Here is a 12,381-nt window from a genome sequence, read left to right as displayed (position 1 = left end):
GGCCGTCACGGCCCGCTGATGGCCTTGGCGTCCGCGCGGTTGCGGCCCGCGCGCTTGGCCCGGTACAGGTACTTGTCCGCCGCGGCGATGAGGTCCTCGGGCTGGGAGAAGTCCGAGTCCAGCAGCGTGGCCACGCCCAGGCTGATGGTCACCTTGATGGGGGTGCCGCCGAAGACGAAGTCCGCCTTGTCCACCGCGTGCCGGCAGCGCTCCGCGCACGCCAGGGCCTGGTCCTCGGCGGACTCGCGCAGCATCAGCGCGAACTCCTCTCCGCCATAGCGGGCCAGCAGGTCCTCGGTGCGCACCGTGTCGCTGACCCGCTGGGCGATGCGCGTGAGCACGTAGTCCCCCGCGGGGTGGCCGTACGCGTCGTTGATCTTCTTGAAGTGGTCCACGTCGAACAGCACCAGCGACAGCGGCACCCGGTGGCGCAGGCAGTAGCTGAACTCCTTGCGCACCGTCTCCAGGAAGTACTTCTTGTTGTAGACGCGGGTGAGGCCGTCGCGGGTGGCGGACTCGTAGATGCTGCGCTGGTACTGCTCCTCCAGTTCGTCCTGGATGGAGAACTTGAGGACGGTGTTGGAGCCGATCTGGATCTTGTCGCCGTCGTAGAGCGGCGCGGCGTTGACCTTCAGCCCGTTGAGGTACGTGCCGTTGGTGCTCGCCAGGTCCACCAACTGGAAGCGGCCGTCGCCCAGCGCCACCACCTTGGCGTGCTTGCGGGAGATGCCGTCGTCCTCCACCTGGAACTGCGCTTCCGAGCTGCGCCCCATCACGACCTCGGAGCGGTCCAGCTTGAACATCCGGCCGATGCCCGCCGCGGACTTGGCGCTGATGACGATCAGATAAGCGCTCTGCCGCTGGGCACTGCCCAGCAGGTCCGAAATGGAATGGACGGAAGTTTTCTCCTCGGACATCGCATCACCCATCTTACGGGCCGTTTTTTCGCGGCGGCAAGCACGCTTCCGGCTTACTCGCGTTTCCCCTTCATGCGGCCCCGCCGCGCCGCGCCGGAGGCCGCCGGGGGGCGGATTGTCGGGCCGGCGACGGTCAGCTCCCCGGCGACAGGGGTTTGAATGAAGCGCGCCAGGGCCTCGGGCGAGCGCGGGTGGTAGGCCAACCCCTGCATCAGCTTCACCAGGGCGGCCGAGGGGGTCATGTCCGCTCCGCCCACCGCCCCCTGGCCCAGGGCCGCTGCTCCGGATTCGTAGAGACTGAGATCCACGCCGTTGCGATAGGCCTGGCTGACCACCACCACGGGGACCCCGCGCTCGCGCGCCTGGGTGAAGAGCGGCAGCAGCGAGCGCCCGAGCTCCGGGGCGATGGGGAAGTTGCCGGCCCCGTAGGCCTCCACCACCAGCCCCCGGACGTGTGGCAGCAATTGGAGGGGCAGGGCGGGGTCCAGGCCGGGGTACACCTTGAGGAGGAAGACGCGCGGGTCGAGCGCGTCATACAGGCGGAAGGCGCCCCGGGGGCGCAGCCCCGGCTCGAACGTGGCGTCCACGCCCAGCGTCCCGAGCACCGGGCAGTTGGGGCTGTCGAAGGCGTCGTACTCGGCCACCTTCATCTTCCGCGCCCGGTTGCCCCGGTACAGGTGCGAGTCGAAGCAGATGGTGACCTCGCGCGGCCCCTGCACGGCGGACAGCACCGCGTCGATGAGGTTGAGCCGGGCGTCCGAGCGCACCTCGCCCAACGGGCGCTGCGAGCCCGTCAGCACCACGGGGCAGGGCGGGTTGCGCAGCATGAAGGACAGGGCGCTGGCCGTGTAGGCGAGCGTGTCCGTGCCATGGGTCACCACGGCCCCGTCGAAGGAGGGGAGCTGTTCGTGGAGGTGGGCGGCCATGCGTTGCCACAGCTCCGGCTGCATCTCGGAGCTGTCCACGTTGCTGAAGAGCTGGAACTCGAGGTCGGCGAGCTCGAACAACTCCGGCGCGCGCGCCTTGAGCATCTTGAAGAAGGCAGCCGGGCGCAGGGCGGAGGGGCGGCCTCCGGCCATCCCGAGCGTGCCTCCGGTATGCAGCAGCAGGACTCTGGGCATGATGGGCAGGGAGGCTTCCCTGCCAGAGGCGGGCGTTGCTTTACAAGCCCCGCGCGCGTGGCTAAGACCCGCGGCGTGCTCCTCTCCTGCTGGAAGCGTGTCGTTCCCCTGCTGGCGGCCGTGGCGCTGACGGGCCCGGGCTGCAAGAACCCGGAGGGCTCCGCCCCCACCACCCCGCCCCCCGCCGCCAAGCCGGCGCCCACCCCCGCCCCGGTGCCCGCGGCTCCGGAGACGGCCGCCCCGGCCGCGGATCCCGCCGCCGCGCTCGCCGGAATCCCGGGCATGGACTTCTCGTCCCTCTCCCCGGCGGCCCGGCGCGAGCTGGCCACGGTGCTCAGCGACGAGTTCTGCTACTGCGGCTGCCCGCACACGCTGGGCGCCTGCCTGAAGGCCCACACGACCTGCCGGCACGCCAAGCGGATGACGCAGGTGGCCGCGCGCATGGTGGCCGAGGGCAGCCCCGCGACGGAGGTCATCGTCGCGCTGTCCCAGTACTACGGTGGCTTCCGCGAGCAGCGGGCGCAGTTCAAGGTCGACGAGCGGATGTGCATGGGCAGTCCTTCCGCGCCGGTGACGGTGGTGGAGTTCTCCGACTTCGAGTGCCCCTACTGCGCCAAGGCCCGCCCCGTCCTGGAGGCCTTCGCCAAGAAGAACGCCTCCCAGGTGCGCTTCTGCTACCTGCCGTTCCCCCTGTCCAACCACGTCAACGCGGTGCCCGCGGCCCAGGCGGCGCTGTGGGCGCGCGACCAGGGCAGGTTCTGGCAGATGCACGACGCGCTCTTCTCGCACCAGGAGAACCTCAAGCCCGAGGCGCTCGTCGCGCTGGCGAAGTCGCTGGGGATGGACGGGGAGCGGCTGGAGGCGGTGCTGCGCTCGGACACCTACAAGTCGGAGCTGGAGGGCTTCCGGGGCCAGGGCCGCGCGGCGGGGCTGACGGGCACGCCGTCCGTCTACTTCAATGGCCGCGCGGTGGACCTCTCCTTCGTCCAGGAAGAGCTGCTCAACCACAGCCTCCAGGACGAGTTGGAGTGGGTGTCGAACAAGAACGCCTGGGCGCCGGACGCGGACTGACGCGGGCATGACGCAACGGTTCCGCATCGACGCGGGGCAGCTCGTCCCCGAGGAGCGACAGAACCCCTCGCCGCTGGCGGGGCGCTCGGGGACGTACGCGTTGATGCCGACGTCGCCCGACCTGCTGGTGTTCTCGCGAGGGCCCTGCGAGGGCGGCGCCATCGCTCCGCCGCGCGTGGTGCTGACGGGCGACGCCAGCGGCTTCCCCCTGTCGGACCTGATGGCGTTCCTCAGCCAGTCGCGCTGGAGCGGCATCATCCGGGTGCACGCCCCGGGCGGGGAGCGCTCGGTGACGTTCCGGGACGGCGAGGTGCGCGGCGCCTCGTCGGACGATCCGGCGGACCGGCTGGGCGAGCTGCTGGTCCGGCTGGGCTACGTGGACCGCGCGCAGGTGGAGGCCGCCCTCAAGGGCCAGCCGCCGTCCAAGGTGGGCCGCGCGCTGGTGGAGAAGGGCCTGCTGCAGGCGCATGACCTGTTCAAGTGCGTCACGCACCAGGTGAGTGAGATCTTCCACGCCATCGTCCTGTGCCGGGAGGGGAGCTTCTTCCTCATCGACCAGCCGGTGGACGAGAAGGCGGGCCACACGCTGCAGTTGTCCACGCAGAGCCTGCTGATGGACAGCATCCGGAAGATCGACGAGATGGCGCACTTCCGGAAGCGCATCCCCCACGGCCGCCTCTATGTGGCGCGCAAGCGCCCGTCCGACGGCAAGCTGGAGGAGGAGGAGGACCGCGTCCTGGGGATGCTGGATGGGCGCCGGACGATCCTCGAGCTGGGCCACGCGGCCCGGCTGGGCGAGTTCGACATCACCAAGGTGGTCTTCCGGCTGCTGGAGGGAGGCTTCGCGGCGGTGACGGACAAGCCGCTGCTGGTGCCCGCGCAGCCGGGGCCCACGGGACCGGGCCTGGCGCAGGCGCAGCCGGTGGCGAAGGCGGCCGCGGCCCCGGCGGTGGTGGACGTGCGCCCGGTGGCGCGCGTGTTCAACTTCATCTTCCGAGAGATCCGCGACGAGGTCGCCAAGCAGGGCATGGACCGCGAGTTCATCGCCGCGGCCAACGCCGCGCTCGTGGGGCAGGCGCTGTCGGCGTCGCCGGTCCTGGAGGGCCTGTCCTTCGTCGCGGATGGGAGCCTGCCGGAGGCGAAGCTGATGGAGGGCTTCGAGCGACACCGGGCCCTGCTGGGCAGCGAGCCGCAGGCCTCCTTCAGGCAGGCGCTCAGTGACGTGATGTTCTTCTTGCTGTTCCAGGCCGGTGAGCTGCTGGAGTCCCGCGCGGACGAGGACCTCGCCCGGCGCGTGAAGGAACTGCTGGCCACCCTCGAGGCATCGTGACGACGCAGACAGATTCGCTTCCCCGGCTCACCTCCGACGTGCCGGGTTCTGGGGGTGCGTTCAAGCTGGTCCCCGAGGACTTCGAGGTGGAGGAGCTGCCGGCCTACCTGCCCTCGGGGGAGGGGGAGCACCTCTACCTGTGGGTGGAGAAGCGGGGCCGCGACACGCGCGAGGTGGTGCGGGCGTTGGCCGCCGCGCTGGGCGTGGCCGAGGACGACATCGGCGTGGCGGGCATGAAGGACCGGCAGGCCGTCACCCGGCAGCTCCTCTCCGTGCCCGCGAAGGCGGAGAGCCGGCTGGGCGAGTTCGCGCTGGAGGGCGTCACCGTCCACTGGGCGCGCCGCCACGGCAACAAGCTGCGGACCGGCCACCTCAAGGGCAACCGCTTCCGGCTGCGGCTGCGCGGCGTGCGCGACCTGGGCGCGGCGCGGGAGTCCTTCGCGCGGCTGTCGGCCGGGGGGGTGCCCAACTACTTCGGCGAGCAGCGCTTCGGCCGCGCGGGGGACAACGCGGACCTGGGGCGGCTGCTGGTGCTGGGGCAGCGGCTGCCGAAGCGGCCGGACCGCTTCCAGCGCAAGCTGTACCTCTCCGCCTTCCAGTCGCGCCTGTTCAACCGCGCGCTGGCGGCCCGGGTGCGCGCCGGCACGGTGTCCTCGGCGCTCGCGGGCGACGTGCTGCGCAAGGAGGAGACGGGCGGCCTCTTCGTGTGCGAGTCGCCCGAGGTGGATGGGCCGCGCGTGGCCGCCTTCGAGGTGAGTCCGGCGGGCCCGCTCTTCGGCCCGAAGATGACGGCGTCCGCGGGCGAGGTGGCCGTGCTGGAGGCGGGCCTGCTGACGGAGGAGGGCGTGACGCTCGACGACTTCCGCCGGGGCGGGGGCGAGACGGAGGGTGGTCGCCGCCCGTACCGCGTCCGGCTGGGCGCCGCGGAGCTCGTCCCGGAGGGCGAGGACGTGTGGCTCACCTTCGAGCTGCCTCGGGGCGCCTACGCGACCGAGGTGCTGCACGAGCTGCTCAAGGACGACTGAAACGCGAAGCGTCTCCGCGGGTGGCCCCGGGAGGCGCTGGCGCTGTGCGGGGTTGGGGAACCGGCCGCGTGGGCCGGCTCCCCGGTGTTCACTGGTCGACGATGTTGAACTCGGTGCGGCGGTTCTGCGCGCGGCCCGCCTTGGTGGTGTTCAGGCCGATGGGCCTGGTCTCACCGAAGCCCACCGCCTCCAGCCGGCCCGGGTCGATGCCACGGCGCAGCAGTTGCGCCAGCACCGCGTCCGCGCGCTTCTGGGACAGCTTGAGGTTCGTCTCGTCCTTGCCCAGCGAGTCCGTGTGGCCCTCGATGCGGATCTTCTTGATCCACGAGGCGTCGCGCAGCGCCGCGGCGACGTCGTCGAGGATGGCCGTGCTCTGCTTGCCGATGATCTTCGCTGAGCCGGAGCCGAAGAGGATCTGCTTCTTGATCTCGATGCGGTCGCGCTTGATGACGACGTTCTTGTAGACCTTCGGGCAGCCACGCTCCTCCTTGGTGCCGGGCTGGTCCACGCACGCATCGAGCCGGTCCACCACGCCGTCGTTGTCCGTGTCCTTGTCCGGGCAGCCGCTGTTCTCCGGCGGGCCGGCCTCGTTCGGGCACTTGTCCTGGGCGTCCGCCAGGCCGTCGGCGTCGTTGTCCAGGTCGGGGCAGCCGTCCTCGTCCTGGAAGCCGTCCTTGTCCTCCGGCTCGTCCGGGCACTTGTCCGCGCTGTCGTTGACGCCGTCGCCGTCCCGGTCCGGGCAGCCCATGTTCTGCATCGAGCCGGCCTCGTTGGGGCACTTGTCCGCGGTGTCGACGATGCCGTCGTTGTCGTTGTCCAGGTCGGGGCAGCCGTCCTCGTCCTGGAAGCCGTCCTTGTCCTCGGGCTGGTCGGGGCACTTGTCCAGCGGGTCCACGATGCCGTCGCCGTCGCGATCCTTCGGGGCCTCCGCCGGGCAGCCCTGGTTCTCCGCGACGCCGGCCAGGTCCGGGCACTTGTCGTTGACGTCGAGGATGCCGTCGTTGTCGTTGTCCGGATCCGGGCAGCCGTCCGCGTCCTGGAAGCCGTCCTTGTCCTCCGCCTGGTCGGGGCAGGGGTCGTCCTTGTCCAGCACGCCGTCCCCGTCGCTGTCCGTCTCCTCGATGCGGACCACGACCTGGGGCTGCTGCGGCTGGGGCTCCTGGACCTGGGGCTGCTGCGGCTGGGGCTGCTGCGGTTCGGGGCGCTCGCGCACCAGCACCTGGCGGGGGCCGCAGTTCTTGGAAAGCTCCAGCGCCCGGTCCACCGCCGTGTCGGCCTCGCGGACGTGGAAGGCGGCGCGGCCGCTGTTGCCCTGGCTCAGCTCGCCCTTGGCGAAGTCGAGGTGGGCCTCGGCGGTGGCCAGCTCCACGGGGGCGCAGCGCAGGGCGCCGCTGCGGCGCGCGCGCTCGACGTCCGCGGCGAGCACCTGCGTGTCCGCGCGGAGCTTGCTGCCGCTGACGCAGCTGAGGGTGAGGAGGAGGGGGAGCAGCGCTGCAAGGGAGGAACGCGTCATCGGGAGCGCTCGGTGCGTCACGGGTTCGGGCCGCGGTCGCCGGTGTCGGAGCTGCCGGCCACGGACATCGCCTTCTCGCGGGCCTCGTTGGCGAAGCGAGAGGCCTTCACCGCGAAGTCCACGCCGGCCTGGTAGTCGGAGTAGCCCACCTCCTCGCGCGCCTTGGAGAGGTACAGGTTGGCGGCGGTCCACTCGTAGGGCGCCAGCTTGTCGGCGCCAGCCGTGCGCGCCGCCTGGATCTGCACTTCGGCGTCGAGGATGTTCGCGGTGGACTTCACGGGGCCGCATGCGGCGAGCGCCCCCGCCACCGCCACCAGCACCGTCAGCTTCTTCATAGGGTGGCGCCTCTAGAGGAGGGAGAAATGCATCGGTCGTATCAATCGCCTCTTGGGGGGTCAAGAATCGGGCAGACCTCCGGAGGCGGGAAGGGCGGCCGGGCGCGGGGACTTTGACGACCGGCGCGGCGCTTGCCATCGTGGGCTCCTCGTGCGCCTGCCCGTCCGCTCCGTCCTACCGCTCCTCCTCGCAGCGCTCCTGTCGTCCTCCCTGGCGGTGGCGGGGCCCGCGGCCGCCCAGAAGCGCATGGGGCGCCGCGCCGAGTCCGAGCAGGTGGTGGTGGGCGTCATCCAGGGGGGCCCGGTCCCCGCCGCGGTCTCCCGGCTGCGCTACCTGGGCGAGGAGCCCTACGCCGCGGAGGTCATCAACGAGGCGCTGCGCAGGGTGATGGACGAGCGCCCCCGTCGCAACCTCGCGGCGGTGCTGGCCGGGCTGGAGACACGCGCCGCGGAGCCCACCCTGGCGCGGCTGGCGGGGGACGACGACAGCACGGTGCGGATGTACGCCGCGCAGGGCCTGGGCCGGCTCAAGAGCCGCAACGTCCAGGTGCTCCTCCCGCTGCTGGACGACAAGAGCAGCGGGGTGCGCCGTGACGCGGCGAAGGCGCTCGGCGCCGCGCGCAACCCCAAGGTGGGGCGCGTGCTCATCGCCGCGGCCAAGCAGGAGCAGGAGCTGGAGGTCCGCGCCGCCATGCTCACCGCCGTGGGGGACTCCGGCGACGCGAAGCAGGGCAAGGCCCTCAAGGAGTTCCTGGCGGGGGATTCGGAAGGGACCCGCTTCGCCGCGGCGCGCGGCCTGTGCCGGCTGGGCGCGCCGGAGGGCTTCGCCTTCGCCGGCAAGTTGCTGGCGTCCGAGGACCGCTTCGTGCGGCGCCAGGGGCTGGAGCTGTACGAGGGCGTGTCCGCGAAGAAGTCCGCCCCCGCCCTCAAGCCGCTGCTGGACGACAAGGACCGGAGCCTGGCGGCGGGCGCCGCGCGCATCCTGTACCAGGGCGGCGACGCGACCATGCTGGACTGGCTGGTGGTGTCTTCGTGGAACGCGAACACCAGCGACAAGCTCGCGTACGAGAAGGAGCTCGAGACGCTCCAGCTCCAGGACGACCGTCGCAAGGCCATCCTCCGCCGGGCGGGTGTGGCGAAATGATGCTGGCCGCGGTGCTGGCCGCGGCGCTGCTCACGCAGCCGCCGGCGGCCGCGAAGTCGAAGTCGTCCACGCCTCCTCCCGGCGCGCGGCAGGTGCTGCGCTCCGGCGCCGTCGAGGCCCAGTCCGCCACGGCCACGCCCCGGCGCCCCAACGGCTGGGTGGGCCTGTCGCCCGAGGCGCGCGCCGCGCTCGTGGCGGATGCCGCCGACGCGCCCCTGCCCGAGCGCGTGCTGACGATGAGCGAGCGCTTCCTCGACACGCCCTACCAACTGTCGCCCCTGGGCGAGGGCTCCGGCGTGGACCCCGACCCCACCTTCCGGTTGGACGCGGTGGACTGCCTCACCTTCGTCGAGCAGTCGCTGGCGCTGGGCATGGCGCGCTCGGACGCGGAGGTCGCGCCGCTGCTGGAGCACCTGCGCTACGCGAGCACGCCCACGTACGAGGACCGCAACCACCTGATGGAAGCCCAGTGGCTGCCCAACAACGTGCGCAAGGGCTTCCTCGTCGACGTGACGCGGCGGCTGGGCGGCGCGGACGCGGTGGAGGTCACCAAGACGCTCACCCGGCACACGTGGCAGTCGCGCTCGTCCCAGGCGCTGCAGCTGCCGCCGGAGCGGCAGGTGGTGGGGACGTACGCGCTGAACATGTTGCCGCTCGAGCACGTCATGGCGCACGCGCGCGCCATCCCCTCGGGCACCATCCTCGTCGTGCTGCGCGAGGACCTGCCCCTGAAGGCCACGCGGGTGACGCACCTGGGCTTCGTCGTGCAACGCAAGCAGCGCACGTACCTGCGCCACGCGTCGCGCGGGGGCTACAACCGCGTGGTGGACGAGGACCTCGAGACCTTCCTCGCCCGCAACGGGCGCTACGCGAAGTGGCGGGTGACGGGGGTGAGCCTCTTCGAGGCGCGCCGGCCGGAGGCTCCCCAGCCGGGCGCGGTGGTGCGCTCGCCCTGAAGGCGGCGCCTCGGCGTCAGACGGCGGGTGGAGGGGGCGGGGCCGGGACGGGAGCGGGGGCCTCGTTCTCCTGTTCCTCTTCCTCGGCGGCCTGGGCGGCCTCGTCGTAGGTGGCGTCCTCCCGGACGCGCTCCTGCTCCAGGAGCCGCGCGGCGCGGGCCTGGTGCTCCTCCGGGACGAGGATCTCCCACCAGGGCAACAGGTTGCCGGTGGTCAGCTTGTCGACCACGCCCGAGCGCCCCGCGCGCACGAAGACGGGGATGTCCGCGTCCTCGAGCAGCTCCACGAAGGCCTCCACGGTGAGCGGGTCCTCCGCGGTGCCCGCGCGCACGAAGACGCGCTTGTCCAACTCGTGGGGCAGCGGCAGGCCCCGGCTGCGCATCTCTTCCGCGCTCACCAGGCGGGGATTGCCCGGGCAGTCGGCGCACTCCTCCACGCCCTCCTGGTACTCCGAGCCGCATCGGGTGCAGTACTTCATGGCATTCCCTCCTGCTCGTGGTGGTCGTCCTGGAGGGACATAGTAGGGCCGGCATCCGGGAGCGGCACCGGGGGGCGGGCGCTCCGTTCACTGCCGGGCTTCTTCCTCGGAGCCCCCCAGCCATTGGCGGGCCACCTCGCCCAGCCGGCCCACCTCCCGGCTCAGCCGCTCCACGTCGAGCGGCTTGCGCAGCATCAGGTCGCAGAGCTCGGCGCCGGGGACCTGCGTGTAGCCGGACACGAGGATGATGCGCGTGTGGGGCGCTTGTGCCTTCACCTTGCGCGCCAGCTCCGTGCCGCTCAGCCCGGGCAGGGACTCGTCCGTCACCACCACGTCCGGGCGCTCGCTCTCGAAGGCCCGGAAGCCGGCGAGCCCGTCGGCCGCGGTCACCACCTCGAACTCGAACTCCAGGAGCTCCGCCAGCAGCTCCCGGCTGTCCCCGTCGTCCTCCACGAGGAGGACCTTGATTCGGTCGGCACCCATGTGTCTGGGAAACCCTGGGCCCGGGGTGAAACGTCCGCCAGGGGAGGCCGGGCGGGGTGTCGTCTCCCGGGCCGGAGGGCAGGGGAGCGGCGCGGCCCCCCTCACCCCCGGGCCGAGCACTGTCCATCTTTGGGCCCTGGAGGTGAATGCATGAAGGTGTTGATGCGGGGAGTGCATCTGACGCTGACGGATTCGTTGAAGGAGTACGCGCAGGAGCACCTGGTGCGGCACGTCGCGCGGTACGCGGACGACGAGGCGTCGGAGATCGACATCTCGCTGGTGGACATCAACGGCCCCAAGGGCGGCGTGGACAAGGAGTGCCGGGTGACGGTGCACATGCCCAACTTCGCGGCGATCCACGTCACGGAGACGGCGGAGACGCTGCTACACGCCATCGACGCGGCGCGTGACCGGCTGGAGCGCAGCCTCAAGCGCGCCGTGGACAAGCGCCGCGACGTGCATACCGACGGCCTGCCGGACGACGTGGCGGCCAACGTTCCCACCTACTAGGTGCGAGAACCCGAGAGGAGGGGTCCGGCCTTCCCGGTCGTCCACCGGGCGGCCGGGCCACAGATGTCCGATGCCCGAATCTTGCTGGGGCTGAATGGTGAACGCTATAAGCGGAAGCCTTCACCCATGGGCTAAAGGACGGCGATGGTCCGCCTCAAGTTCCTCCTCTTCGCGTTCCTGGTCATCGGACTGGGGCTTGCTCACCTCCCGGTGCTGTCGGGACCGCTGCGTGCGCGCGCGGCGGAGGGGGCAGCGGCCCAGGCCGCCACCGGTATCGCCGACGTCGTCCGTCGCGCCGATGCCCGCCGCGCCGAGGTGCAGTCGCTGGCGCTGAAGCTGGCCTCCTCCCCGGAGGTCGCGTCCGCCGTCCACGCGCTCCAGCCGCCCAAGCCGGCCACCCCGCCGAAGCCGACCTACGGCTATGGCAGCAAGGACAAGGACCGCGACGAGGACAAGGGCGCCCTGCTGCCGCTGACCGCCGAGCGCTTCGGCGCGGTGCGCGCCGCCGCGGAGGCGGTGCTGCCCAAGGAGCTCAAGGGCGCGGTGGTGGCGCTCGTGGCGCCGGACGCCGCGTTCCACGCCGTCGCGGGGGCGGAGCCCTCGTCCGACCCCACGAAGCTGGACGTCGCCGCGCTGGCCAAGGCCGGGACGTCGGTGGTGGACGCGCTGGGCGCGCAGCACGTGTTCGCCGCGGTGCCCGTACTGTGGGGCGGTGACTTCGGGATGCAGCCGGCGGTGACCCTGGTGGTGGGCGCGCCCCTGCTCGACGAGGGCGCGCTGGAGGCCGCGGTGCAGGCCTCGGGTGTCTCCGCGCTCGCGCTGGTGAAGGGCGACGCGCTGGCGCAGGCCGCGGGACCGGAGAAGCTGCTCGCGGAGGGCGCCCTGGCGAAGGTCGCCGCGAACGCCACCGGCGTGGTGCTCAAGACGGGCAGCCTGCAGACGCTGGGCCCCATCGCCCTGCCGATGCTGACGGACGGAGACTTCATGGGCGGCAAGGCGCCCCTGGCCGTGGGCTCGCGCCGCGCGCTGGAGGGCACCGGCCTGGAGGTGTTCGCGGTGGCGGGCACCCAGCCCGTGCTGGGCGCGCTCGCCGCGTACCAGGAGACCGCGCTCATGGGCCTCGCGGGCCTGCTCGCGCTGACGCTCGTGTGGACGGTGGTGATGGGCGGCGGCGCCCGCGCCAGCGGTGGTGACGAGGTGCAGGGCTCCTCGGACACGTTGAGCCTGTCGGCCGCGATGGCCGCCCACGCGCCGCAGCACCACGTCGCGCCGCAGCCCCAGCCCCCGGCACCCACCCCGGGGCCGTTGCCGGACCCCTTCGCCGCCGCGGCCCCCGCGCCGAGCCCCTTCGCCAGCGCTCCGGCTGCCGCGCCGAGCCCGTTCGGCGGCGCGGAACTGGAAGGCGCGGTCGTCCGCCACGGTGGTGACCAGGTTGTACTGCTCCAGCACCTTCACGCCGTCGAACCACAGCTTGTAGTAGCCGCTGTCGTCGCTCGCC

Annotated in this window: 13 protein-coding genes; 7 read left to right on the top strand and 6 right to left on the bottom strand. The window is 72.1% G+C overall.

Going from position 1 to position 12,381, the window contains the following annotated elements:
- Nucleotides 1–5: 5 nt before the first annotated feature.
- Together LZ198_RS07095 and LZ198_RS07090 are read right to left on the bottom strand one after the other, a co-directional pair.
- The gene (locus tag LZ198_RS07095; protein WP_234064885.1) at nt 6–917 is read right to left on the bottom strand and encodes a GGDEF domain-containing protein; all 912 of its coding nucleotides are present in this window, start codon (nt 915–917) and stop codon (nt 6–8) included.
- A gap of 53 nt (nt 918–970) precedes the next feature.
- Nucleotides 971–2,038: an asparaginase gene (locus LZ198_RS07090; RefSeq protein ID WP_253971123.1), complete on the bottom strand. Its 1,068-nt coding sequence runs from the start codon at nt 2,036–2,038 to the stop codon at nt 971–973.
- 57 nt (nt 2,039–2,095) lie between these two features.
- Between LZ198_RS07090 and LZ198_RS07085 the strand changes: the two genes are divergently transcribed.
- Genes LZ198_RS07085 through truD form a run of 3 tightly spaced genes read left to right on the top strand, consistent with a single transcriptional unit; the run spans nt 2,096 to nt 5,464 of the window.
- Nucleotides 2,096–3,109 (top strand): DsbA family protein, encoded by a 1,014-nt coding sequence (locus LZ198_RS07085; protein ID WP_253971122.1) that lies wholly within the window; start codon nt 2,096–2,098, stop codon nt 3,107–3,109.
- 7 nt (nt 3,110–3,116) lie between these two features.
- Nucleotides 3,117–4,439, top strand: coding sequence for a DUF4388 domain-containing protein (locus LZ198_RS07080; protein WP_253971121.1), 1,323 nt, complete (start codon nt 3,117–3,119; stop codon nt 4,437–4,439).
- Nucleotides 4,436–5,464 (top strand): tRNA pseudouridine(13) synthase TruD, encoded by a 1,029-nt coding sequence (gene truD, locus LZ198_RS07075; protein ID WP_253971120.1) that lies wholly within the window; start codon nt 4,436–4,438, stop codon nt 5,462–5,464. Before LZ198_RS07080 ends, truD begins: the two co-directional genes overlap by 4 nt.
- An 88-nt stretch (nt 5,465–5,552) precedes the next feature.
- On the opposite strand, the gene LZ198_RS07070 is transcribed toward truD, so the two are convergent.
- Nucleotides 5,553–6,977, bottom strand: a complete 1,425-nt coding sequence (locus tag LZ198_RS07070; protein WP_253971119.1) for an OmpA family protein — start codon at nt 6,975–6,977, stop codon at nt 5,553–5,555.
- Between the two features lie 17 nt (nt 6,978–6,994).
- Nucleotides 6,995–7,312 (bottom strand): DUF4398 domain-containing protein, encoded by a 318-nt coding sequence (locus LZ198_RS07065; RefSeq protein ID WP_253971118.1) that lies wholly within the window; start codon nt 7,310–7,312, stop codon nt 6,995–6,997.
- A 151-nt stretch (nt 7,313–7,463) separates the two neighbouring features.
- Here LZ198_RS07065 and LZ198_RS07060 point away from each other — a divergent pair, with 151 nt between their 5' ends.
- Together LZ198_RS07060 and LZ198_RS07055 are read left to right on the top strand one after the other, a co-directional pair.
- Nucleotides 7,464–8,456, top strand: a complete 993-nt coding sequence (locus LZ198_RS07060) for a HEAT repeat domain-containing protein (protein WP_253971117.1) — start codon at nt 7,464–7,466, stop codon at nt 8,454–8,456.
- Nucleotides 8,453–9,412, top strand: coding sequence for an N-acetylmuramoyl-L-alanine amidase-like domain-containing protein (locus tag LZ198_RS07055; RefSeq protein ID WP_253971116.1), 960 nt, complete (start codon nt 8,453–8,455; stop codon nt 9,410–9,412). Before LZ198_RS07060 ends, LZ198_RS07055 begins: the two co-directional genes overlap by 4 nt.
- 16 nt (nt 9,413–9,428) lie before the next feature.
- Here LZ198_RS07055 and LZ198_RS07050 read toward each other — a convergent pair whose 3' ends face one another.
- Together LZ198_RS07050 and LZ198_RS07045 are read right to left on the bottom strand one after the other, a co-directional pair.
- On the bottom strand, nt 9,429–9,890 hold the full coding sequence (locus LZ198_RS07050; protein ID WP_253971115.1) for a putative signal transducing protein: 462 nt from the start codon (nt 9,888–9,890) through the stop codon (nt 9,429–9,431).
- A gap of 87 nt (nt 9,891–9,977) precedes the next feature.
- Complete coding sequence (locus LZ198_RS07045; protein WP_253971114.1) at nt 9,978–10,373, bottom strand: response regulator; 396 nt, start codon at nt 10,371–10,373, stop codon at nt 9,978–9,980.
- A gap of 150 nt (nt 10,374–10,523) precedes the next feature.
- Between LZ198_RS07045 and hpf the strand changes: the two genes are divergently transcribed.
- A complete protein-coding gene (gene hpf, locus LZ198_RS07040) occupies nt 10,524–10,883 on the top strand; it encodes a ribosome hibernation-promoting factor, HPF/YfiA family (RefSeq protein ID WP_253971113.1) in 360 nt (119 codons plus the stop codon).
- 144 nt (nt 10,884–11,027) lie between these two features.
- A partial coding sequence (locus LZ198_RS07035) for an MXAN_5187 family protein (protein WP_323382086.1) occupies nt 11,028–12,381 on the top strand: 1,354 nt, incomplete at its 3' end.

It is taken from the genome of Myxococcus dinghuensis, assembly GCF_024198235.1.
Taxonomy (GTDB): Bacteria; Myxococcota; Myxococcia; order Myxococcales; family Myxococcaceae; genus Myxococcus; species Myxococcus dinghuensis.
This window is presented reverse-complemented; position numbering and strand designations above follow the sequence as displayed.

Bases quoted from the DNA above. Each gene is read 5' to 3' on its own strand.
- hpf (WP_253971113.1), top strand. From the start codon at position 10,524: ATGAAGGTGTTGATGCGGGGAGTGCATCTGACGCTGACGGATTCGTTG.
- LZ198_RS07080 (WP_253971121.1), top strand. From the start codon at position 3,117: ATGACGCAACGGTTCCGCATCGACGCGGGGCAGCTCGTCCCCGAGGAG.
- LZ198_RS07070 (WP_253971119.1), bottom strand. From the start codon at position 6,977: ATGACGCGTTCCTCCCTTGCAGCGCTGCTCCCCCTCCTCCTCACCCTC.
- LZ198_RS07090 (WP_253971123.1), bottom strand. From the start codon at position 2,038: ATGCCCAGAGTCCTGCTGCTGCATACCGGAGGCACGCTCGGGATGGCC.
- LZ198_RS07050 (WP_253971115.1), bottom strand. From the start codon at position 9,890: ATGAAGTACTGCACCCGATGCGGCTCGGAGTACCAGGAGGGCGTGGAG.
- LZ198_RS07055 (WP_253971116.1), top strand. From the start codon at position 8,453: ATGATGCTGGCCGCGGTGCTGGCCGCGGCGCTGCTCACGCAGCCGCCG.
- LZ198_RS07095 (WP_234064885.1), bottom strand. From the start codon at position 917: ATGTCCGAGGAGAAAACTTCCGTCCATTCCATTTCGGACCTGCTGGGC.
- LZ198_RS07045 (WP_253971114.1), bottom strand. From the start codon at position 10,373: ATGGGTGCCGACCGAATCAAGGTCCTCCTCGTGGAGGACGACGGGGAC.
- LZ198_RS07065 (WP_253971118.1), bottom strand. From the start codon at position 7,312: ATGAAGAAGCTGACGGTGCTGGTGGCGGTGGCGGGGGCGCTCGCCGCA.